Raw genomic sequence first — 25164 nt, 5'->3', positions numbered from 1 at the left:
TTTGGCTATTTTTGTATTTGTAAGTAGGGTCGTGATGATTTTTCTGAGATTAATCAATAAGATTCTAAAAATTACTGGTATAAAAAAGCGTCTAATGCAGTAGCATGAATACAAATAAAACTTTATTTAATTATCTTAATCAGATACCTACCAAACTTCGAGGCAAGTTTATATCAGCCATAAATAACAATAAGTCTCCAAGACAGCAGCTACTGACTGATTTACAGCTTTTGGCTGAACAGACTAGCCAAAAGATTTTGCCTAAAATAACTTATCCGGATCTTCCTGTTGCTGAAAAAGTGGATGATATAAAAAAGCTTATACAAGATAATCAAGTTATCGTTGTAGCAGGGGAGACAGGTTCTGGTAAGTCAACACAATTGCCTAAAATATGTCTTGATTTAGGGCTGGGCAAACGCGGATTAGTAGGACATACTCAGCCGAGAAGGCTTGCGGCTAGATCTATTGCTAGTAGAGTTGCTACTGAGATCGAAGATCAATCAAAAGTATCTTTTAAAATACGCTTTTCAGATCAAACTTCTGAAAATACTTTAATCAAAGTGATGACAGATGGTGTGCTATTATCTGAAATCAAGAATGATAGGTTTTTATCACAGTATGAGGTTATCATTATTGATGAGGCTCATGAAAGAAGTTTAAATATTGATTTTCTACTTGGCTGTATAAAAAAGATATTACCATATAGACCTGATTTAAAAGTAATCATTACCTCAGCAACTATAGATCATCAGAAGTTTATAGACTATTTTCAGAATGCTAAAGATATTACAATTAGTGGTAGAACATACCCTGTTGAAATCCGTTATCAAAATGATGAGGGTTTTGAAGAGCTTTCATTACAAGAGAGAATATTGTATGCTCTTGATGAACTTGGCAGGGGAGATGTTTTAGTCTTTTTGCCTACAGAAAGAGATATTCATGAAACATTAGCATATTTAAACAAACAAGATCTTAGATTTACAGAGGTTTTACCTTTGTTTTCGAGATTATCAAATAAAGATCAAAATAAAATATTTAATCCGGAAGGTTCTGTACGTAGGGTTATTTTAGCAACTAATGTTGCTGAAACATCTCTAACAGTACCGCGCATAAAATATGTTATAGACTCAGGTTTAGCGCGAATAAGTAGATACAGCTATCGCACTAAAGTGCAACGCCTACCGATAGAGAAAATATCTCAAGCAAGTGCTAATCAAAGAGCTGGTCGCTGTGGTAGATTATCAGCTGGTGTTTGCATACGTTTATATAGTGAGGAAGATTTTAATAATCGTAAAGAATATACCGATCCTGAGATTTTACGTACTAATTTAGCGTCTGTTATTTTGCAGATGTTGTTTTTAAAGCTAGGAAGTATCCAAGATTTTCCATTTATAGACTCACCAGATTCAAGATTTGTTAAAGATGGCTTTAAGCTCTTGTTTGAATTACGGGCTATCTCAGAGCTTAATTATTCAAAGCCTAAAATTACTGATGATGGGATGAAAATGGCGATTATGCCATTAGATCCTAAGTTGGCAAAAATAGTTATAGAAGGTCATAGACAAAATACACTTAGAGAAATTGTTTCAATTGTTAGCTTTTTAAGTGTACAGGACCCGCGTGAGAGACCTCTGAATTTTCAGCAAAAAGCTGATGAAAAACATGCTATTGATAAAGATAAATCTTCTGATTTTATAGCGATTTTAAATTTGGCAAATAGACTAAATTCTGATTTAAAAGGCTTATCAAATAGAGAGAAAAAAGAATATTTTAAAAAGAATTTTATTTCACCAGTTAGATTTAATGAATGGAATGATATTTATCGACAAATTATTGAGGTTGTCCATCAGTTTAAATGGAAATTATCGTCAAATGAAAAGCTTAACTATGAAAACCTGCACAAAGCTATAGCCAGCGGTTTTTTGAGTAACATCGGATTTAATTATGAAAGTGCTGAATATCTAGGAGCTAGGGGGCTTAAGTTTTTTATATTTCCTGGATCTTCTCAGTTTAAGACAAAGCCAAAATGGTTACTTTCATCGGAGATAGTCGAAACTACCAAGACATACGCGCGGAATGTTGCAAAAATAGAACCTGAATGGTTAGAGAGCTTAGCAGAGCATCTTATCAAAAAACATTATGATGAGCCTATTTGGAGTAAAAAACGCAGAGCTGTTGTTGTGAATGAAAGAATTACGCTTTATGGCTTAGAAATAGTTTCAAAAAGATCTGTGCAATATTCTAAGATAAATCCTCAAGAGGCTAGAGAAATATTCATTCGAGATGCTCTTGTAAACGGTGACTTTGATTCTAAAGCGTACTTTTATCAGCAAAATCTCCAGCTTATAAACCAAGTTGAAGAACTTGAAAATAAATCACGCCGAAAAGATATCTTGGTCGATGAAGAAGTAATGTTTGCCCATTATGATAGCTTTATCCTAGATGATGTTTGTAGTGGCGCAACATTTGATAAATGGCTAAAGTCAGTTACAAAAGAACAGCAAAAGAGCTTTATCTTTGATATAGAAAGTTTAATGCAGCATGATGCTAAAGAAATCACGCAACAGAAGTTTCCTGATGTCTTAACTATCGCAGATATGCACTTGCCATTAGAATATCATTTTGATCCACTAGATGAGCGAGATGGTGCAACCGTTACAGTACCAATAGTTTTTATCAATGATATAAGTCCTACTGTTTTAGAGTGGGCAGTGTATGGTTTTTTGTATGATAAGATCATCGCTTTATTACGTGCTTTACCAAAAAATATTCGCAAAAATTGTGTGCCAGTGCCAACTTATGCTCAAGCTATATTTGAGTCAATAGATTTTGATAAGGATAGATACTCTCCTTTGAAGTCTATCATTGCCAAACATATTACGCGAATAGTTGGTTTTGTGGTTGATGAGACAGTATGGCAAAATGAGGAGCTGGAGAAGCATCTTGTGTTGAATGTAAAAATTGTTGATGAGCATGGTAAAACACTAGCGGTTGGTAAAGATATCAATATATTAAAGCAAAAGCTCAAAAACCTGGTTGCTAAACCAAGACAAGAAATTGATGAGACAGTTTATTATGATTGGGATTTTGCAGGTATTGCCATGACTAGTCAAATCAAAGAGTACGGCATAATAGTCAAAGTCTATAACTGTCTAGAAGAGCATAAAGATGGTGTGAAGCTATCTTATAAGGCAACATTCGATGAGGCTAAGCTATGTATGCGAGAGGCTTTGAAAAGGCTAATCAAGCTACGCTTACAAAATCAGTTATCAAAAAATATCAAAAGTAATGATCTATCAAGCTTATCAATGTCATTGAAACTAAGTGACTCAAAAGATAATGTGATTGATAAGGCTATAGATTTGAGTTTTTTTGATAGTATTGAGTTGCCATATACCAAAGGAGATTTTGAAAGCTTCTATACTTTAGGATTGCAAAAATTTGCTTCAAATAAAACCAAAGTTGAAGTATTGTTTTTGGAAATAACAAAGTTTAAATCGCAACTTGAAAAAAAACTTAATGTTAAAAAAATTCCACTTAATTTTATCGAGCTTTTTACAGATGTTAGGAATGAGCTTAATGAGCTTTTTACAGATGATTATATGTCTCAACCTGTAGAGTTTTTACAGAGGTATAAATATTACCTCCAAGCTTTGGGGAATAGGTTGGAAAAAGCTAAATTAAATCTCCAAAGAGATCGAGGATATCAAATAGAAGTTAATGAGCTAAGATCTAAATTAGCTAAAAAAATAAAAGCTAATCATATTGATGAAAGTGAGTTTGTTGTTGTAAAAATTTATAATTTAATACAGGAGCTGTGGATATCATGGTATTTGCAGAATGTTAAGACCATCGAATCGGTATCATATAAGAAAATTTTAGCTTACATAAATGAGATATAGTTAGGATACTTTGATATAATTAATGAACTATAGGTATTACTTTTGCTTTATGAAATATTTCTACGATAAGAGGGTTCTTAATTTTGCAGTGATTATAGTTCTGACTATTGTGACTGTTAACTGGACTTCTTATATTTTTAAGCAAGATGTTAATACATATCTTCTACTTTCGCTTATTTTTTTGAGATGTTTGACATCTTTTTTACTTTTGCGTGATTATATGGCTAGTTGGCGTAAGTCGACACAGAAGACTTTTTTGCGTAAAGTTTTTATCAATGTTCCTGTATTTTTTATCGTGGCTTTTGCCTTTTATGGCCAGGTTAGATTTGCACTTATTTTCTCTGAGTTTCTATCTTATGTGTTTTTAATCAATTTGAGTGTATATTTTTATTGGTACCTTACAAATAGAAGTCAAATAGAGAAAACGAAAACAGCTGTCATTTATGGGGCGGGTGCAGCTGGAACAAAAATAGCTCAAGAGTTATCAGCGACAGGTTATCGGATTAAATTTTTTGTAGATGATGATAAGGCGTTACAAAAGAGAAGTATTGATGGCAAGAGAGTTTTATCAAGCTCGAAATTGCGTAAAGAGCTACGTTCTTCAAGGTTTGATTTGTTAGTTGTTGCACTGCCTAAAAGCGCTAATCATATAGTTAAAAAAATTTATAAAAAACTAGAATCAAACTTTAATCAGATTAGGATTATGCCTCCTCTTGAGGATGTACTCCAAGACGAAAGTTTTATGTCGCAACTAAAGCCTGTTTCAGTATATGATCTTCTATCAAGAGATTCTAAAAGCCTTGATCAAAAATCTATCTCAAAATTTATCAAAGATAAGGTTATCCTAGTTACAGGTGCTGGTGGTAGTATAGGATCTGAGATTGTTAGACAATGTATTAAGTATGAGGCAAAACAGATAGTTCTACTTGATCATAGTGAGTTTAATTTATATAAGATTACAGAAGAATGTCATGGATATAATATCAAAAGTATCCTATGCTCAGTATGTGATCGAGAGTCATTTGCTAAAGTTTTTAGCAAATATTCGCCAAATATAGTTTTTCATGCAGCGGCATATAAACATGTCCCTTTGGTTGAGGAGAATATATCTCGAGCTATCAGAAATAATATTTTAGGCACAAAAAATGCTATAGATTTAGCTATTGACTCATGTGTTGGCTCATTTATCTTGATATCTACAGATAAAGCTGTGCGTCCAACTAATGTTATGGGAGCCACCAAAAGGGTTTGTGAGTTATACCTACAAAATGTTGAACCAAAAAATACCAAGCTTGCTGCTGTTAGGTTTGGTAATGTGCTAGGAAGTAGTGGTAGTGTTATACCAAAATTTGAAGAGCAAATCAGGAATGGTGGTCCTGTTACTGTCACTCACCCAGAGATTACAAGATATTTTATGCTTATACCGGAAGCGTGTGAGTTAGTATTACAAGCTGGAGCTATTGCCAAAAACTCCGAAGTTTTTGTGTTAGATATGGGTCAGCCTGTTAAGATATTAGATCTTGCTAAGCAGTTTATCAAACTATCAGGTAGAGATGATATCAATATCGAGATAATAGGTCTTCGCCCAGGTGAGAAGCTGTATGAAGAGCTACTTATTGATGAAAACGATATTAGTACGGAATACAAAGATATTTTCATTGGTAAAAGAACATTCTATGATATCAATGTACTAGAAAGTAATCTTCAAGCGTTACTTCAAGAGCAGTCAAATAAACAGTTAGTATTATTAAAAACGATTGTTCCAGAGTTTGATCATAAGTTAAATGGGTAGATAATTATGTTGTATAAGTTTCTAAAAAGATTTTTGGATATTGTTTTGTCTTTCGTGGGTTTGGTTCTTTTAAGTCCAGTATTTTTGATTGTTATATTAATGATAAAAAAAGACTCAAAAGGTCCGATATTCTTTAAGCAAAAGCGTTATGGTAAGGGTAAGAAGTTCTTTTATATATACAAATTTAGAACAATGTATATAGATACACCTAAAGATATGCCGACACACTTATTACAAGATCCGTCTAAATGTATTACAAAGATAGGAGCTTTTTTGAGAAAGACCTCTTTAGATGAGTTGCCTCAGATTATAAATATTCTAAAAGGTGAAATGAGTGTCGTTGGACCAAGACCTGCATTATGGAATCAAGACGATTTGATCGCTGAGCGAGATAAGTATGGTGCCAATGATGTGCCTGTCGGATTGACTGGGTGGGCACAAATCAATGGTCGTGATGAGTTGCCGATTGCTCAAAAAGCCAAACTTGATGGTGATTATGTCAAATACAAAAGTACATGGTTTGATATTAAATGCATATTTTTGACAGTCTTTTCAGTATTTGCTAGTAAAGGTGTAGTTGAAGGTGGTACCGGTTCACTAGATAACAAAAAAGATAATAAGTAATAATGAAAAAAGTTCTAATTACTGGTTTAAATAGTTATATTGGTAATTCTTTTGAGAAGAATTGCGGAGATGATTTCATAATCGAAAAAATATCACTAAAAGATGAATCATGGCAAACACTAGATTTTAGTGAATATGATACTATATTGCATGTTGCTGGCATTGCACATACTTCAAAAAATCCTTCTTTAAAAGATAAATACTATGCTGTAAATACTGAGTTAACTTATGAGTTAGCCAAGATGGCTAAGAGCTCAGGTGTCAAACAGTTTGTATTTATGAGTAGTATAATTGTATACGGAGATAGTGTGCCAATTGGGCAGCAAAAAATCATTACAAAAGATACCCTGCCACAACCAGATGATTTTTATGGAGATAGTAAACTTCAAGCAGAGCTTAAACTAAAAACTCTAGTATCAGAAGATTTTAGTGTTGCAATAGTTAGACCACCGATGGTGTATGGTGATGGCTCAAAGGGTAACTATTCTAAGCTTGTTAAACTTGCTAAGTATGCTTTTATCTTCCCTAAAGTAGCAAATCAAAGAAGTGTTATACATATTGATAATCTTGTTAGTCAATTGAAAGATATTCTAAGCAATAATTACGCAGGGACCTTCTTGCCTCAAGATGATAAGTATTTTTGCACCTCTGAATTTATCAAAGAATATCGACACAAATTGGGTAAAAAAACATATCTAACAGCTATTTTTAACCCATTAATCAAATTACTGGCAACTAAGATAGGGTTTTTGAATAAAGTTTTTGGTAATATGGTATACAAGAAATAGCCTACTTAGACTGTTTTGGTTTGTAGAAAAAAGCTTTTAAAAGTAATATAATTTCAGGATGTATAGTTTCGTTGTCTAAAGCAATGTCAGAGGAGAAGTAGTGGTAAACCTAATACTTTGTGGTGGTAGTGGTACTAGGCTTTGGCCTATAAGTAGAAAGCTGTTGCCAAAACAGTTTGTGAAGATGTTTAGTGATAAATCACTGTTTCAATTAACTGTTGCGAGAAATTCTAGCTTGTGTGATTCAACGATGGTTGTTTCAAATGAGGGGCAATTATTCTTAGCAAAAGATCAGTTGGATGAGCTAGGTATCTTGGATAAAAGTATTTTTCTTGAAGAGCCTGTTGGTAGAGATACAGCTCCTGCAATTGCTCTAGCATGTATGAAGTTAGATCCACAAGAAATAGTATTTGTGACTCCATCAGATCATGTTATTAATGTTGATGATGAGTATAGAAGTATTTTAGTTCAAGCTAAGAAATTAGCTAATGAAGGTTCTCTTGTTACATTTGGTATTACACCAACTTTTGCTAATACTGGTTTTGGATATATCAAATCAGCTGGCGATTTTGATGTGGAGAGTTTTCATGAGAAGCCAAATGCTGTTACAGCAGAGAGGTTTTTAGCAGATGGTTCATACTACTGGAATTCTGGAATGTTTATGTTTAAAGCAGGTGTTTTTTTAGAAGAGCTAAAGAAACATTCTCCAGAAATATATACAGCATGTGTTGAAGCATACGATAAAAGCGATCTAAAGAATTCAGATGCTGTCAAATATGATGATATGATGAGTATTCCAGCAAAGTCTATAGACTATGCTGTAATGGAAAAATCCAACAAGATAAAGATGGTTGTTGCTGATATTGTATGGAATGATGTGGGTAGTTTTGACTCGTTGTTTGATCAACTGCCCAAGGATAGTAATAACAACACTATCAATAGTAACCATATTAGTATTGATAGCAAAAATAACCTGATCCATAGTGAAAAGGGTTCTAAAAAAGTTGCTACTATTGGTGTGGAAGATCTTATAGTTGTCGACAGTGGCGATGCTCTTTTGATTGCTAAAAAAGGTAGCTCACAACGAGTAAAAGAGGTTGTTGAGCTTCTCAGTGACGATCTTAAAAATATCCACTTAACAGCACATAGACCTTGGGGCACTTATACCGTATTAGAAGATACTCCAGGATATAAGATTAAGAAAATAGAAGTTAAGCCTGGCAAAAGATTATCTTTACAGAAGCATTATCATCGTAGTGAACACTGGATAGTGGTCTCAGGTACAGCCACAGTGACTAAGGGAGATCAAGAGTTTATTGTTAGACCTAATGAGTCTGTGTATATTCGTATGGGTGAAGTGCATAGGCTAGCAAATAATGGTAAGATTCCAGTGGTGCTGATAGAAGCGCAAGTCGGTGAGTACACTGGTGAGGATGATATCGTTAGACTAGAAGATGATTTTAATAGAATTTAATTTAATAAAGTAAATATAAGGATTGCAGATGAAAAAAGTAGCATTAATTACAGGTATTACTGGTCAAGATGGTTCATATTTGGCTGAGTTTTTATTAAAAAAAGGCTATGTTGTTCATGGTATCAAAAGAAGAAGTTCGCTTTTTAATACTGATAGAATCGACCACTTATACCAAGATCCTCATGTTGAGAATAGAAATTTGATTCTACACTATGGTGATATGACAGATTCTATGAATCTAACTAGAATTATTGCTGATACTCAACCAGATGAGATTTATAACTTAGCTGCGATGAGTCATGTACATGTATCTTTTGAGACTCCAGAATATGTTGCTAATGCTGATGGTACTGGTACATTAAGAATTTTAGAAGCTGTTAGACTTCTTGGCTTAGAGAAGAAGACTAAGATCTATCAAGCAAGTACTTCAGAGCTTTATGGTAAAGTTCAAGCGATTCCTCAGAGTGAGACTACGCCATTCTATCCAAGATCACCTTATGCAGTAGCTAAGATGTATGCGTTCTGGATTACTGTTAATTATAGAGAAGCTTATGGGATGTTTGCTTGTAATGGTATTTTATTTAACCATGAATCTCCAGTGCGTGGTGAGACTTTCGTGACTAGAAAGATTACAAGAGCTGCATCTAAGATAGCACTTAATCTTCAGGATAAGCTGTATCTAGGTAATCTAGATGCTAAAAGAGACTGGGGTCATGCTAAAGATTATGTAAGAATGATGTGGATGATTTTACAAGCGGATCAGCCAGAAGACTGGGTGATTGCTACTGGTCAGACTACTACAGTTAGAGATTTCGTTAAATTATCATTTGCTTATGCAGGTATTAATCTGAGATTTGAAGGTGAGGGTGTTGATGAGATCGGTGTAGTTGATTCAGTAGATTTAGCTAGAGCTGAAAAAGCGGGTGTTGATTTATCTCATATATCAGAAGGTCAGGTAGTAGTTTGTGTAGATCCTAGATATTTCAGACCTACAGAAGTAGATCTATTATTGGGTGATCCTACAAAAGCTGAACAAAAATTAGGCTGGAGCAGAGAATATGACCTTGAGCATCTTGTAAATGATATGATGGAAAGTGATTTGAAATTGATGACGAAAGATGTTTACCTAAAAGAAGGTGGCTATAAAATTATGAGTTATTTTGAGTAAGGAATTATTTAAAATGCATAAAGATAGCAAAATATATGTAGCTGGGCATAGAGGGTTGGTTGGCTCAGCTATTGTTAAGAATCTTCAATCTAAAGGTTATACTAATTTAGTATTGAGAACTCATGCAGAGCTTGATTTAACTAGTCAAAAAGCTGTTGAAGATTTTTTTAAGGCGGAAGAACCTGAGTATGTGATTTTAGCGGCAGCTAAAGTCGGTGGGATTGTTGCGAATAATACTTATCGAGGAGAATTTATCTATGATAATATTCAGATTCAAAATAATGTTATCCATCAAAGCTATGTGAATGGTGTTAAGAAGCTTCTATTTTTGGGTAGTACATGTATATATCCTAAAGAGGCTCCGCAACCTATGCCAGAAGATTGTTTATTAACTAGTCCATTAGAGTACACTAATGAGCCATATGCTATCGCTAAGATAGCTGGTATCAAGATGTGTGAGAGCTATAATTTGCAGTATGGCACAAACTTTATATCTGTGATGCCAACAAATCTATACGGGCCTAATGATAATTTCGATCTTGAGAAATCTCATGTTTTACCAGCATTGATTAGAAAGATACATCTTGCAAAACTTCTAAATGAAGGCAAAACTGAACAAGTGTTGCATAATTTGAAAGTAAACTCTGTTGAAGAAGCTAGACAGTATTTATCTAAATTTGGTGTGGATGAGAGTTCTGTAGAAATATGGGGAACAGGTAAACCAAGAAGAGAATTTTTATACTCTGAAGATATGGCAGATGCATGTGTGTTTTTATTAGAAAATAGAGACTTCAAAGATACATATTCTAAAAATGCTAAAGAGATAAGAAATACTCATATCAATATCGGTACTGGAGTTGATATTTCTATCAGAGAGTTAGCCGAGCTTATTAAGGGTATTGTTGGCTTCAAAGGCGAACTTAAGTTTAATGCTGATAAGCCAGATGGTACAATGGTTAAACTCACAGATCCTTCTAAGCTACACTCTCTTGGTTGGAAGCACAAAGTAGAGCTTGAGGATGGTATTAGAAAAATTTATGACTGGTATCTTTCGAAGTCATAATTTCTTATCTTGATTTATCTATAACTTTTTTCTTATAATATTTTCAGTATACCAAGCGCTTAGATTGAAATTTTAGATTCCTATTCGTATACTATTCTGTATCTATCTTTCTCGTGGTGCTTTATTATGAAAGGAATAATATTAGCTGGTGGTAGTGGTACAAGATTGTATCCGATTACTAAAGGTGTAAGTAAACAACTAACTCCTATATATGATAAACCTCTTATCTATTATCCTCTATCTGTGTTAATGTTGGCCGGTTTAAAAGATATCCTGATAATTACAACAGAACAAGATCAGCCTAGTTTTAAGAATCTTTTGGGAGATGGTTCTGATCTTGGTATCAATCTTGAGTATATTATACAACCTAGTCCAGATGGGCTTGCTCAAGCATTTATATTAGCAGAGGAATTTTTAGCAGGGGATTCTGCTTGTCTTGTACTTGGTGATAATATTTTCTATGGTCATGGTTTACCAAAGATGTTTGCTAAAAGTATTCAAAATGTAGAAAAAGAAGATTGTGCTAGCATTTTTGGCTATTATGTTGATGATCCAGAGAGATACGGTGTTGCAGATTTTGATGCTGAAGGTAATGTTGTCAGTATCGAAGAGAAGCCAAAGAAACCAAAATCAAACTATGCGGTTGTTGGCTTGTATTTTTATCCTAGTGATGTGGTAGCTAAAGCTAAGCAAGTACAACCATCTGAGAGAGGAGAGTTAGAAATTTCTACACTCAATCAGATGTATCTTGATGAGGCGCGTCTGAAAGTTAAGACTATGGGTAGAGGATATGCATGGCTTGATACTGGTACACATGAGAGTATGCTTGCGGCGAGCAACTTTATCCAAACTATAGAAGACAGACAAGGATTAAAGGTTGCATGTCTTGAAGAGATTGCTTATGAGATGGGATATATCACAAAAGAGCAACTTCTTAAATTGGCACAACCGCTCAAGAAAAATCAGTATGGTCAATATTTGATAAAGAGAGCAAAAGAGCGAGCAGTGCCACGATGAAATTTACGCGTACGCATATCAATGATATCATTATTTGCGAGCCTACAGTTCATGGAGATGAGCGAGGCTATTTTGTAGAGACTTTTCGTGAAGATAAGCTCTTTGATTTCTTAGGTTATAAGATTAACTTCTGCCAAGATAATGAATCTAAGAGTTCTTATGGAGTGCTTAGAGGCTTACATTATCAGCTAGCTCCACATGCACAGAGCAAGCTTGTTAGAGTTATTCAAGGCAGAGTGCTAGATGTTGCTGTAGATATTCGTAGAGGTAGTCCAACATTCGGTCAGCATGTCGCAGTAGAGTTGAGTGCTGATAATAAGCGTCAGTTACTTGTACCAAGAGGCTTTGCTCATGGTTTTGTAGTATTGGAAAATGATACTATTTTCTCATACAAAGTTGATAGTTATTACTCTCCGGAGTGTGATAGGGGTATCGCTTTTGATGATGAGAGTATCGCTATAGATTGGCAAGTACCTACTGATAAGCTTAAACTATCGGCAAAGGATAAGGTTCAACCGAAATTAAATGAGACCGTTGATTTATTTGAGTATGGCAAGAGCTATTATTAATGATGAATTATAGTGATTAAGCAACGTGGGTAACTGTGGTTTGAATATATGTGTGTTTGGCATATGTTGATGTGATAACTAGTAACTAAATAGGTTTGTATGAAAGTATTAGTAACAGGTAGTAATGGTCAATTAGGCTCTGAATTAAAAGAGTTGGTGCCCAATCCAAAATTAGAAATTCAAAATTACACATTTATATTTGCAGATAGTAAGTCGTTAGATATTACAGATCATCAAGCCGTTGAGAGATTTGTAGTCGAGCATGATATTGAGGCTATTATCAATTGTGCTGCATATACAGCTGTTGACAAGGCTGAGTCAGATATTGAGATGGCTGATAAGATAAACCATCTAGCTGTTGCAAATATGGCAGAGCTTGCTAAAAAGTACAGTATTAAGCTTATCCATATATCTACTGACTATGTCTTTAATGGTGAGAGTTTTAGACCATATATTGAGAGTGATAAGACAAATCCTCAAAGTATCTATGGCTCTACTAAGCTAGCAGGTGAAGAGGCTATACAGAGAATAAATCCTAAAGGCTCTATAATTATTAGGACGTCTTGGGTTTGTTCGTACTATGGTAATAATTTTGTTAAAACAATGCTTCGCTTGGGTAGAGAAAGAGACACTTTGGGTGTTATATATGATCAAGTAGGTACTCCTACTTATGCTAAAGACTTAGCAAAAGCTATTCTAGATATACTTCCAAAAATTCAAAATTCAAAATTCAAAATTTATAATTATAGTAACGAGGGTGTAACAAGCTGGTATGATTTTGCAAAAGAGATAATGAGTATTGCAAAAATAGAGTGTCAGGTTAATCCTATTGAGACAGTAGCATATCCAACTCCAGCAAAACGACCACATTATAGTGTTTTGAATAAGAGCAAGATAAAGTCAGAGTTTGGTATAGAGATACCATATTGGAAAGATTCATTACGCGATTGTATAAAAAGATTACAAAAGGATTTATAGAAATGTACAAAGCAAAAAACATATTAGTAACGGGAGCAGCAGGTTTTATAGGTAGCAACTATGTACGTATGATGTTATCGAGATATAATGATGTGAAAATAGTATCTTATGACAAGCTTACTTATGCGGGTAGTTTAGATAATCTAAAAGATCTAGAAAATGAGCATAATCATACTTTTATCAAAGGTGATATTTGTGATGAGGCATTAGTATACGAAACTCTTAAGCATCATAATATTGAAACTATAGTGCATTTTGCAGCAGAATCTCATGTGGATAACTCAATTGCTAATCCTAAGGTATTTTTGGAGACAAATGTAATAGGTACATTTACACTTTTAAATTGTGCTAAAAGATATTGGTTAGATGAGTTGGGTTTAGATGAAACTAATTGTAAGTTTCATCATGTATCTACAGATGAGGTGTATGGTACATTATCAAAAGATGATCCGGCATTCACAGAGACAAAGGCATATGAGCCTAACTCACCATATTCTGCATCTAAAGCAGGATCTGATCATATTGCTAGGGCATATCATCATACTTATAAATTACCGGTTACAATTTCTAATTGCTCAAATAATTATGGACCATATCAACATCCTGAGAAGCTAATACCAGTTGTGATTAATAGCTGTATTAACCAAAAGCCTATTCCGGTATACGGAGATGGTTCAAATATCCGTGATTGGCTGTATGTGGTAGATCATTGTGATGCTATACAAACAGTAGTTGAGAAAGGTATTGTTGGTGAGGTGTATAATATAGGTGGTATTAATGAGGTTGATAATCTGACACTTATAAATACTATATGTAAGCTAATGGATGAGTATAAGCCTGAGCATGCTCCACATAATAGACTAATATCATTTGTAGAAGATAGAAAAGGTCATGATTGGAGATATGCTATAGATAATAGTAAGATCCAAAATGAATTAGGTTGGAAACCATCTCAAGACTTTGAGAAAATGTTTAAAGAAACTATTGAGTTTTATTTGTAAGGTATACTGATGTTATTTATAAATTTTTTGGCAGATATATATGCTAGTCGTCGTTTGCTGCTAAATTTAGCTAAGGATGATTTTAAATCGCGATATATGGGTAATCATCTAGGTATGCTATGGGCTTTTATCCAGCCTTTGGTTACGATAGCGGTGTTATGGTTTGTATTTACAGTAGGCTTCAGAGCAGCAGCATCTGATGGTGTGCCGTTTATTTTGTGGCTAATAACAGGGATGATTCCGTGGTTTTTCTTTTCAGAGGCGCTACAGAACTCTACAAATGCAATACTTTCAAATAGCTTTTTGGTCAAAAAAGTAGTTTTTAGAGTTTCATTACTGCCGATAGTGCAGGTTACATCATCATCACTCATACATTTGTTTTTTGTTGGAGTGATAGTATTATTATTTTTTATTTATGGTTATACACCTTCTATATATTGGTTGCAGGTATTTTATTATTTTGGTTTTACAGCGATTTTAGTTTTGGGCATATCATGGATAACAAGTGCTGTAGTGGTGTTTTTGAGAGACTTAGGTCAGCTAATAGGCGTGATAATTCAGTTAGGATTTTGGTTGACACCGATTTTTTGGAATATAGGTATGGTGCCAGAGAAATATCAGTATTTGATTAAGCTAAATCCGGTGTATTACATAATACAAGGATATAGGGATAGTTTTATATATCATGTTGGATTTTGGGAGAAGCCGTTGCTTAGTATTTATAACTTGGTGATTGTGATGGTATTTTTATTGATAGGCTCGGTAGTATTTAAGAGATTAAGACCACATTTTGCGGATGTTTTGTGATGAATAAAGAAGTAGCGATCAAGGTAGAGAATTTAACGAAGATATATAAGCTATATGATAAGCCTGTAGATAGGTTAAAGGAGTCGCTCAATATCTTTGGTAAGAAGTATCATAAAGATTTTTATGCCTTAAATGAGGTTGGTTTTGAAATCAATAAGGGTGATGCTGTGGGTATTGTTGGTAAAAATGGTAGCGGCAAATCAACTCTGCTTAAAATAATAACAGGAGTTCTTACTCCAAGTTCTGGATCTGTGACTGTAAATGGTAGAGTATCAGCATTACTTGAACTAGGAGCAGGTTTTAATCCAGAGTATACAGGGTTAGAGAATATATACCTCCAAGGTCTTCTGATGGGATATGACAAAGAAGCAATGCATACAAGAGTTGATGCTATACTAAGATTTGCTGATATAGGAGAGTTTATAAATCAACCCGTTAAAGGATACTCTAGTGGTATGTTTGCACGTCTTGCTTTTGCTGTAGCGATAAATGTTGAGCCAGATATATTGATTGTAGATGAGGCTTTGGCAGTTGGAGATATGGTTTTTCAAGCAAAATGTATGGCTCGTATGATTGGTCTGATGGAAAGAGGAGTTACCGTTTTATTTGTTAGTCATGATGCTCACTCTGTCAAGACTTTGTGTAATAAGGCTGTTTTTCTCCAAAATGGACAACTAGTAGATTATGGAGATTCAGCTAGGGTAGTTGGCAAATATGTCGAAATGCAAAGTATGCAGATGAATGATGATCTAAAAGAGATTGATACTAAGATTGAAGATAGTAAAACTTATGATGAATTGTCTAGAGAAGATATTCCTGTGGTTGTATCCCTTAAACCAAAGAATCTAGATATGAGTTTATCTCAAAGATTTGGAGATGGTAGAGCTACGATTCTAAATGCTGTGATTTTAGATGAAGATTTTAAGCCTACAAATGAGTTGATTGCCACAAAGGATTATTACATACAAGTTGCTATTAAATTTAATACTAGCCTTAGTACCTTTGTGATAGGGGCATCTTTGGCAAGTTTAGATGGGATCCAGCAAATAAGTTGTATAAACTCACAAGATTTTGTAACTTTTCCGAGTGTTAGTGAGGGAGAAGTTATTATTACAACAATTAAAGTAAATGTTCCATTAAAGGCGGGTAACTATGTTTTAAATGTTGGGTGTGAGTTTCCTAGTATACCTAATATAACTCATCAGTCTTTAGATGTAATAATGGCTTATGAACCTATTAAGGTCGTATTTGAGGCTCATAATAAGGGTTTTTCATCGAATTTTTATACAAAAGGTGAATACTTCTTAAATAAAATTGAGAGTTGATTATGTCAATTAAAATGCTTAAATTCAATGCTATAGGTGATGAAAGAGGCTCTTTGATTTCACTAGAGCAAAATAAAATTATTCCTTTTGATATCAAAAGAATGTATTACATTTTTGATACAAAATCTGATGTGCGTAGAGGGTTTCATGCTCATAGGAATTTACAACAGGTATTAATATGTGTATCCGGAAGTTGTAAAATATTGGTTGATAATGGAAGTGAAAAAGAAGTAATAAGTCTAAAGTCTCCAGATGAGGGTTTACTAATATCCGGTCTAGTGTGGAGAGAAATGTTTGATTTTTCAGCAGATTGTGTTCTTGTTGTTTTAGCTAACGAGTTCTATAATGAGAATGATTATATCAGAGATTATAAGACTTTTTTAAAAGAGGTTTCTAGTGAAAAAAACTAAAAAACTTATAATTGTGGGAAGTGGTGAAACTGCTTTAATTGCTTATGAATATTTTCATTATGATTCTGAGTATGAGGTAGTAGCGTTTAGCGTGAGCGAAAAATATCTACAAGCTACTAGTTTGTATAGCTTACCAATTGTTCCACTAGAAATTTTAGAAGAAAAATACTCTACTAGTAACTATGAAGTATATGTGGCAATAAGCTCTGGTAAGTTGAATAGAAATAGAACGGCAGTGTTTAATGAAGTAAAAGCTAAAGGCTATAAATGTGCTAGTTATGTTAGTTCAAAGGCTTTTGTTTGGAAAAATGTTGAAGTGGGCGAAAATTGTTTTATATTTGAGAATAATACATTACAACCATTTGTCAAAGTGGGTGATAATGTAACTATTTGGAGTGGTAATCATATTGGACATAATACTACTATAAAAAATAATTGTTTTATATCTTCTCATTGTGTAATTTCTGGTTTTTGTGAAATTGATGAAAATAGTTTTCTTGGGGTTAACTGCACTATTGAAAATAATATTAAAATTGCAAAAGATAGCTTTATCGGTGCTAGAACCCTGATACAGAAAGATACTCCTGAAAAAGCATTTTATCAAGAAAAACAAACAGAATTATCTAAAGTTGATAGTCATAGATTATTTAGAATTAAGGAATAGAAACTATTATGAAATGGGAAAAAAAAGGTTTGATTCATCACCCAAAATCTAATGCATCTTGGAATAAAAAATATGATATATTGCCGACACCATATTTCATTGAAAAAGATAATGTTATAAGGGTATTTTTTGGTACAACTGATGATATGAATTTTGGTAGAATAACATTTATAGATATTGATGCAGATAATCCACTAAATGTAGTATATGAACATGATGATTATGTGGTTGATTTAGGCAGAGATGGAACTTTTGATGATTGTGGGGTCGTACCGTCATCAATAATACGAAAAAATGACAGATATTACATGTATACAGTAGGTTTTCAAAGAACTGTCAAAACTCCTTATATGCTTTTTGCAGGTTTGCTAGAATCTTCGGATTTGAGAAGCTTTTCTAGAGTTTCAGAATCACCTATATTACCAAGAGTAGGACTACGTTGTATATCTCAAGGAGCCCCTTGTGTTATTTTTGATGGAGGAATGTACAAGATGTGGCACTGGTATGCTACAAAATGGATAGATGTAAATAACAAGAAATTTATGGACTATCATATAGGGTATGCTGAATCAACAGATGGCGTAAGCTGGAACATGCATGATGAATATTGTTTGAAACCAGAACAAAGTTTAAATGAGTTTGGAGTTGCGCGCCCATGGGTTTTTAAAGATGATGGTGTGTACCATATGTATTATTCTACTAGATATGTTGATAAGCTTTATAGAATAAGTTATGCGTATTCATTTGATGGTTTGAAATGGATTAGAACTAATCAAATACCTTTTGATGTAAGTGATAAAGGTTGGGATTCAGAGATGATCTGCTACCCATCTGTGCTTAAAGTGAAAAACAAATTATATATGTTTTATAATGGTAACAATAATGGTGAAACTGGATTTGGATATGCTGAGATGGTTGAGAAATAGATGAAATTAATTAGATATACCGCAGATAAAAAGCAGGATTGGGATCAATTTGTAGCTAATGCAAAAAATAGCCATTTTATGTTTTACAGGGATTATATGGACTATCATTCTGATAGATTTAAAGATTTTTCTTTAATGTTTTATGATGAAAAAGGAAAAATATTAGGACTACTTCCAGCAAATATTGGGGGTGATGTTTTGTATTCTCATCAAGGCTTAACATTTGGAGGTTTTTTAATAGATACAAACTTAAAAACAAAAAGTATGTTAGAACTTTTTAATGTTTTAAAAGGATATCTTTTAAAACAAAACATTAAAAAAATTATATACAAATGTATTCCATATATATACAGCAGTTTGCCAGCGGAAGAAGATCGTTATGCTCTTTATGTTAATGAGGCTAGTCTTATTAGGAGAGACGTAACAACTACAATCTTATTGGATAATAAGATTAAGTACCAAGAGCAAAGAAAGAGAGCTATAAAAAAAGCTTTTAAAAATGGACTTATCATTGAAGAATCATCTGACTATAATTCTTACTGGAGCATTCTTAGGGATGCATTGAGACATCAGCATAATGCAACGCCTGTGCATAATGAGGATGAGATTAAAAGATTAGCACAATTATTTCCAAATAATATAAAATTATTTGTAGTAAAAGACGATGAAAAGATTTTAGCAGGGACAGTTATATTTGAAAATTTAGATATAGTGCATACTCAATATCTTGCTAGTTCTGAACAAGGTAGAAAAGTAGGTGCATTAGATTTTGTATTAGACTATCTTATTTCTAATAGATATCAAAATAAAAAATATTTTGATTTTGGAATATCAAACGAAGATGACGGGAAATATTTAAATGAAGGGCTTATTGCTCAAAAAGAAGGTTTTGGTGCAAGAGCAGTTGTGCATGATTTTTATGAGATAAGGGTTTGAAAGATGATCAAATTTCTTGATTTACAACAAATAAATAAGCTATATCAGCAGGAATTAAAAGATGCTTGTGCTAGAGTTATTGATAGTGGTTGGTATATTCGTGGTAGTGAATGTGAAAAATTTGAGCAAGAATTTGCTAAATATTGTGGTACTGAGTATGCTATAGGAGTTGCTAATGGTTTAGATGCCTTGATTCTTATTATCAGAGCGTACAAAGAATTAGGTATCTTCAAGTCTGGCGATGAAATTATAGTACCAGCAAATACCTATATTGCAAGCATTTTGGCTATATCTGCTAATGATCTGGTGCCTGTGTTAGTAGAGCCTAATTTAAGTGATTACCTATTAGATACAGATAAAATTGAATTAGCTATTACAGCTAAGACAGTAGCTATAATGCCAGTACATCTATATGGTCAAACTTGTCAGATGGACAAGATAAATACTATAGCAAAGAAACATAATCTCAAAGTGATAGAAGACTCTGCTCAATCACATGGTGCATATTTTGCTGATAAGAGATCGGGTAATCTTGGTGATGTTAGTGGGTTTAGTTTTTATCCTGGTAAAAATTTAGGTGCATTAGGAGATTCTGGAGCGGTAACAACAAATGATAAAATTTTAGCAGATACTATTGTAGCTTTAGCAAATTATGGAAGTCATGAGAAATATAAAAATCTTTATAAAGGTATTAATAGCCGTCTAGATGAAATACAAGCTGCTATGCTTAGTATTAAACTTAAATATTTAAATGAAGAAATAAATTGTCGTAGAGAAATTGCAGAATATTATCTCTCTAATATTAAAAATGAAAATATTATTTTACCAAAGCTTAGGAAATTAGATAATCATGTTTGGCATGTGTTTGTAGTTAGAACAGCAAATAGAGATAAATTACAAAAATATCTACTAGATAATAACATTCAAACAGTTATTCATTATCCAACAGCTCCACATCATCAAGAAGCTTATAAAGAATGGAGTAATGACAATTATCCAATATCAGAGCAGATTCATAGTCAAGTTTTGAGTCTGCCTATAGGGCGCCATTTATCCAAAGAAGATATATTAACAGTAGTTGAAGTTTTAAATAGGTTCTAATCTATGAGTGACATAGAACAAAAACTTATAGAATTACTTGATAATATTAAACGACAAGTCACTATAGTAGATATAGAAGATCAAAGGTTATTTTTAGCTAGGATTTATGGAAATCTTTGCTGGATGAATAATATAAAACTTTTTGAGGATGATTACTGGGAAAAATTGTTTGTAAATGACTTATATGATAAATATTCAAAAATAATATCTATAGATAAACAAGTCAAAGATGAATTACATATAATAACAGAATGTTATCCATACGGTGGACATACTAGACTTTTAGAGAATATACTTAGAATTAGATGTGCGGGTGATGTGCTTATATCACGCGTTGAGTTTTCTTATAAAGAAAAACTATCTGTCTGGGACTCTTGTAATATTTATAAATTTCCTTCAAAAGATGCAAATATAGAAGATATAATATCAATCGCACAGAGCTATAAAATTATATATTTACATATCAACCCTGATGATATAATCTCGTCTGTAGCTGTTGGTATTCTAAAGAAAAAACTTATAAATAATATTAAAATAGTCTTTGTAAATCATGCAGATCACGTTTTTTCATTTGGACTTGAATATGTTGATCTTATAGCTGAAGTCGGATTAAATGGTTATAGTATTAATAAAAATTATAGAAAAAATAAAGGTCTCAAAAGCTTTTTTTTAGGCATTCCAATAGATTTTAGACATTTAGCAGAGGATAGAATAGGCTTTAATAAGCAAACAAAATTTACTATTATTAGTAGTGGTGCGGATTATAAGTATAAACCTTTTAAAGATTATAATTTTCCTAATTTTATAGAGAAATTAATCAGCACTAATATAGATTTTGAGCTAATTATATTAGGAGTTGATAAAAGTAAGAGTTATTGGAAGTCATTATACAAATATGAAAATATTAAATTATTAGAAAGTGTATCTTTTCCGGAGTATCAAAAAATAATATCCAAAGCTCATCTATGTTTAGATAGTTGGCCATATTTTGGAGGTACGGCTTTACCTAATGCTTGGATGAAAGGTCTTTGTGTAACAGGCTTATATGTTCCGATTATAGGTGTTAGTCCTATTCAGCAAGTGTGGTTTAGTTCAGATGACGAGTTATTGAAAGAAATTCAAAGTTTTTATCAAGACTATAAACAAAGTAAAATATATAAATTAAATACATCTAATGAGTTAAAAGAAGAATTTATTAAAAATCATAGTTTTGAAAATATAGGTGTTAGATTAGATAATGCACTAAAATCAGATAATGTAACTTTTGAATATTTTACCGATTATGATTTGTCAGAAAATGATAGTTTATTTTTTTATAAGATATGGAAAGCTGAAAGTAAAATTAATTTTGCAGAAGCTCATAAAGATTGGCTTGTTAATTATCTATTTAATAAAAATAAAAACTTAACTATGTCTAATAAAAATTTAGAAAATGAATTGAATAGAATTTATCACTCATGGAATTGGAAAATTATGATGCCTGTTAGAGTTTTTCTAAATATTTATAGAAAAGCATTTAAAATCAAAAATAAGCAGCAAAAAGATGAAAAAGATGAAAAAGATTAAAGTAATCCTATCCGTGTTATTTCCAATAGGTAGTATGCGAAGAGAAATAATTAGTAAAGTCTATCGTAAGATAAAGCCTCGTAGTGAACAAGAAATTATCAAAAATAGTCTTTTCAAGGGAGGGAAGAGTTATATAGATAGTAAAGAAACTATAGTATTAGTATCTCATCAATCTTCTGCAACGGGAGCCCCACTACTTGGATTAAATATAGGTAAAAATCTGAGTGGTAAATATAATTTAATTAATTATGTGATGGAAAAATCAACAATTCATGATTCATTTTTAGATGATTGTTTTTTACTTGTTGATGCTACTAATATTAATAACAATTTGATAGTACCACGAATATTTGACTATTTGAACACTAAATATCATTTAAAAGTAGTCATATGCAATTCTGTAGTTACTCACTCAGTTTTAAGTGTAGCAAGAGATTTACGAATTCCAGCATTATCATTAATACATGAATTCACTGGATACAGGGTTCCATCTGGCATAATGCGCGATAATATCATAGCTGCAGATAGAGTTATTTTACCAGCAAAAATTGTTCAAGACTCTCTAACAGATTATTTGAAAGATGTTGAGATAATATCAAATTTTCCTAAGAATATCTCGATTTATCCGCAAGGTAAACTTCCTTTTATACCAAAAACGTATGGTGATTCAGATAGTGTAAGCCAAATTTTACAAAAAATAGATATTCGTAATAAAGATGAATATAAAATCATTGTAGGAGCGGGATCTATAGATATTAGAAAAGGTGTAGATTTATTTATCTCCATAGCTAGATATACTAAGCAAAACTATAAGGGTAAGTGTAAATTTGTTTGGGTTGGTGATGGTCTAAGAGAATCTGATTATGCATATTCATATTGGCTGCAACGAGAAATAAAAATATTTGATTTAGTTAATGACTTTATTTTTCTCGAACATCAACAAAGTCTAGATACAATTTTTTCAATAGCAGATATATATTGTTTGACATCAAGAATGGATCCATTTCCAAATATTGCTATTGATGCATTAGAAGCTAATTTGCCAATCGCTTGTTTTAAGGATGCCTCAGGTACGGTTGAGTTTTTAGAGAAATATAATGCTGAGTCTATAATTGTAGATTATCTAGATACATACCAATTGGGTCATGAGATCGCAAATTATTTAACAAAAAATACAAATAAAACAAATATAAATGCTGAACTAGTGAAAGAGTACCTAGACTTTGATAAATATATTAAATTTTTACTAGAAAAAATAGATGAATGTTGTGAATATAGTACAGAAAATCTAAAAATATCAAATAAGTTGAAAGAGTCTGAATTTTTTGATAATAAATTTATAGGATTATCTGCACTAAAATCTGCTTCAACTTATTTTTATACATTAGTACATAGAAAAGGTTTACATAGATTGACATCAAATCCTTGTCCAGGCTTTTCTAATCTTAAGTGGATTTTAGAAAATGGTGATGGTGAAACCGGCGTTCCTTTGTATGATGCACTTAATAGAGGGATTTATACGACTCATGAATGTTATAGATTACCTATAAATAGTGAAAAAAATATATCTCTTAAATTTGCAATACATCTCCATTTATTTTATATAGATCTTGCTGATGAGTTTAGTAAGTATTTTAAGTTGCTTCCAAAAGGATATGACTTATATATTACTGTTATAGACAGTAATAAGTCAGAGTTTATTAAAGAGAAGTTTAGTGGTTGTGGAGCTGCTAATGTTGAGATTGTAGCAGTAGATAATATTGGTAGAGATATTGCACCAATGATATTTGGTTTAAAAAATCAGTTGCTTAATAGAGGATATGATATTGTGGGTCATTTCCATAGTAAAAAAACGGTTAATGCCCATGATAATTTAGGAGATAAATGGAGAGCTTATTTACTAAATAATTTAATAGGTGATAATGAACAAATATCCAACTCTATACTTAATTTATTCAATGATGAAAAAATAGGCCTAGTTTTTCCTGAGGATAGAACTTATATAGATATTGGTGAAAACAAATTTTATGTTGATGAGTTGAGTCAAGTTATTGGATTGGGAAAAATTTGTGAAACACCCTTATTCCCTTTAGGTAATATGTTTTGGGCAAGAGTAAATGCTATTAGAGATATTTTTTCTCTTAGTAAAGATATAATTCTACAAGAAGAACCTTTACCTCGTGATGGTAGTTATATGCATGCATTAGAGAGGATAATGCCAAATATAGTCGAGAAAAATGGTTATAAATACGTGACTGTTTATAAGGAAGGTACATCGTGGTAGTTGGAGGTGGCCAGTTAGCACATGCTTTTCAAAGTTATCAATTTAATGATAACGTAGTTATTTTTGCTAGTGGGGTTTCGAACTCTAATTGTACAGATCAATGTGAATTTGATAGAGAGAGAAATCTTTTAGAAAGAGTCTTGAAAAATAATTTAAACAAAAAGATGGTTTATTTTAGCAGTTGTGCATTATCTGCTAATGATTATCCTAAGAGTGCATACTATGAACATAAGATGCGGATGGAGGATTTGATAAAAAAGCTTTCAAATAAATACTTTATCTTTAGACTTCCTCAACTTTTTGGTAGTTTAAAGTCGCATAATACTATAATAAACTACATCTATCATTCTATTAAAAATAACCAAAAATTTAATGTTTATTCAGATGCATATAGATATGTTATTGAAGTTGATGATGTTAAGAAATTTGTAGATTTATATTTAATAAGTGGTGAATTATGTTCTACTATCGATATTGCAAACCCTTATAGATATAAAGTTTTAGAAATTGTAGAAATATTTGAAAGCCTTATGAATAAGAAGGCTAATATTACAATTTTACAGAGAAAAGATAAATATATTTTGGACCTTGGTAAGCTATACAATTTTATTGAGAGAAATAATCTTAATATTGAGTTTGGCGAAAGTTATCTAAAAGATAAGCTCGGTAAAAAAATAATAGATTAAAATAAGTTCAAAGAATAATGCATCAAAGAGTCATTTATTATGAATTTGTTTGTGACTATAATAGTTTGTAGGTTATCAGTTTG

21 protein-coding genes are annotated in these 25164 nt (G+C 32.4%); all 21 read left to right on the top strand.

What is annotated here, in order from left to right; genetic code table 11:
- Nucleotides 1–104: 104 nt before the first annotated feature.
- Entirely contained in the window at nt 105–3902 is a 3798-nt protein-coding gene (gene hrpA / locus ACKTR7_RS06120) for an ATP-dependent RNA helicase HrpA (protein ID WP_407877485.1), read from the top strand.
- Between the two features lie 49 nt (nt 3903–3951).
- On the top strand, nt 3952–5694 hold the full coding sequence (locus ACKTR7_RS06115) for a polysaccharide biosynthesis protein (protein ID WP_407877484.1): 1743 nt from the start codon (nt 3952–3954) through the stop codon (nt 5692–5694).
- A 6-nt stretch (nt 5695–5700) separates the two neighbouring features.
- Nucleotides 5701–6318 (top strand): sugar transferase, encoded by a 618-nt coding sequence (locus tag ACKTR7_RS06110; RefSeq protein WP_407877483.1) that lies wholly within the window; start codon nt 5701–5703, stop codon nt 6316–6318.
- A gap of 2 nt (nt 6319–6320) precedes the next feature.
- Nucleotides 6321–7106 (top strand): NAD-dependent epimerase/dehydratase family protein, encoded by a 786-nt coding sequence (locus ACKTR7_RS06105; protein WP_407877482.1) that lies wholly within the window; start codon nt 6321–6323, stop codon nt 7104–7106.
- Nucleotides 7107–7206: 100 nt separating this feature from the next.
- Entirely contained in the window at nt 7207–8580 is a 1374-nt protein-coding gene (locus ACKTR7_RS06100) for a mannose-1-phosphate guanylyltransferase/mannose-6-phosphate isomerase (protein ID WP_407877481.1), read from the top strand.
- 28 nt (nt 8581–8608) lie between these two features.
- Nucleotides 8609–9748 (top strand): GDP-mannose 4,6-dehydratase, encoded by a 1140-nt coding sequence (gmd, locus tag ACKTR7_RS06095; RefSeq protein WP_407877480.1) that lies wholly within the window; start codon nt 8609–8611, stop codon nt 9746–9748.
- A 13-nt stretch (nt 9749–9761) separates the two neighbouring features.
- Nucleotides 9762–10811, top strand: a complete 1050-nt coding sequence (locus tag ACKTR7_RS06090; protein WP_407877479.1) for a GDP-L-fucose synthase family protein — start codon at nt 9762–9764, stop codon at nt 10809–10811.
- 126 nt (nt 10812–10937) lie between these two features.
- On the top strand, nt 10938–11828 hold the full coding sequence (rfbA, locus tag ACKTR7_RS06085) for a glucose-1-phosphate thymidylyltransferase RfbA (protein WP_407877478.1): 891 nt from the start codon (nt 10938–10940) through the stop codon (nt 11826–11828).
- Entirely contained in the window at nt 11825–12397 is a 573-nt protein-coding gene (rfbC, locus tag ACKTR7_RS06080; RefSeq protein ID WP_407877477.1) for a dTDP-4-dehydrorhamnose 3,5-epimerase, read from the top strand. The genes rfbA and rfbC overlap by 4 nt, the downstream gene beginning before the upstream one ends.
- A gap of 99 nt (nt 12398–12496) precedes the next feature.
- Nucleotides 12497–13375: a dTDP-4-dehydrorhamnose reductase gene (rfbD, locus tag ACKTR7_RS06075; protein WP_407877476.1), complete on the top strand. Its 879-nt coding sequence runs from the start codon at nt 12497–12499 to the stop codon at nt 13373–13375.
- A gap of 2 nt (nt 13376–13377) precedes the next feature.
- Nucleotides 13378–14376: a dTDP-glucose 4,6-dehydratase gene (gene rfbB / locus ACKTR7_RS06070; protein WP_407877475.1), complete on the top strand. Its 999-nt coding sequence runs from the start codon at nt 13378–13380 to the stop codon at nt 14374–14376.
- 9 nt (nt 14377–14385) lie between these two features.
- The gene (locus ACKTR7_RS06065) at nt 14386–15183 is read left to right on the top strand and encodes an ABC transporter permease (RefSeq protein WP_407877474.1); all 798 of its coding nucleotides are present in this window, start codon (nt 14386–14388) and stop codon (nt 15181–15183) included.
- Complete coding sequence (locus ACKTR7_RS06060) at nt 15183–16508, top strand: ABC transporter ATP-binding protein (protein ID WP_407877473.1); 1326 nt, start codon at nt 15183–15185, stop codon at nt 16506–16508. The genes ACKTR7_RS06065 and ACKTR7_RS06060 overlap by 1 nt, the downstream gene beginning before the upstream one ends.
- Nucleotides 16509–16510: 2 nt before the next feature.
- On the top strand, nt 16511–16918 hold the full coding sequence (locus ACKTR7_RS06055; protein ID WP_407877472.1) for a sugar 3,4-ketoisomerase: 408 nt from the start codon (nt 16511–16513) through the stop codon (nt 16916–16918).
- Complete coding sequence (locus ACKTR7_RS06050; RefSeq protein ID WP_407877471.1) at nt 16905–17582, top strand: acetyltransferase; 678 nt, start codon at nt 16905–16907, stop codon at nt 17580–17582. The genes ACKTR7_RS06055 and ACKTR7_RS06050 overlap by 14 nt, the downstream gene beginning before the upstream one ends.
- Before the next feature lie 8 nt (nt 17583–17590).
- Nucleotides 17591–18508, top strand: coding sequence for a glycoside hydrolase family 130 protein (locus tag ACKTR7_RS06045; RefSeq protein ID WP_407877470.1), 918 nt, complete (start codon nt 17591–17593; stop codon nt 18506–18508).
- Entirely contained in the window at nt 18509–19444 is a 936-nt protein-coding gene (locus tag ACKTR7_RS06040; protein WP_407877469.1) for a GNAT family N-acetyltransferase, read from the top strand.
- 3 nt (nt 19445–19447) lie between these two features.
- Entirely contained in the window at nt 19448–20545 is a 1098-nt protein-coding gene (locus ACKTR7_RS06035; RefSeq protein WP_407877468.1) for a DegT/DnrJ/EryC1/StrS family aminotransferase, read from the top strand.
- Nucleotides 20546–20548: 3 nt separating this feature from the next.
- Nucleotides 20549–22111 (top strand): hypothetical protein, encoded by a 1563-nt coding sequence (locus tag ACKTR7_RS06030; RefSeq protein WP_407877467.1) that lies wholly within the window; start codon nt 20549–20551, stop codon nt 22109–22111.
- Nucleotides 22089–24395, top strand: coding sequence for a rhamnan synthesis F family protein (locus tag ACKTR7_RS06025; protein WP_407877466.1), 2307 nt, complete (start codon nt 22089–22091; stop codon nt 24393–24395). The genes ACKTR7_RS06030 and ACKTR7_RS06025 overlap by 23 nt, the downstream gene beginning before the upstream one ends.
- Entirely contained in the window at nt 24389–25081 is a 693-nt protein-coding gene (locus tag ACKTR7_RS06020; protein WP_407877465.1) for an NAD(P)-dependent oxidoreductase, read from the top strand. Before ACKTR7_RS06025 ends, ACKTR7_RS06020 begins: the two co-directional genes overlap by 7 nt.
- The last annotated feature ends 83 nt before the right edge of the window (nt 25082–25164 follow it).

This window comes from Francisella sciaenopsi (assembly GCF_045862875.1).
In the GTDB taxonomy this organism is placed as follows: domain Bacteria; phylum Pseudomonadota; class Gammaproteobacteria; order Francisellales; family Francisellaceae; genus Francisella; species Francisella sciaenopsi.
This window is presented reverse-complemented; position numbering and strand designations above follow the sequence as displayed.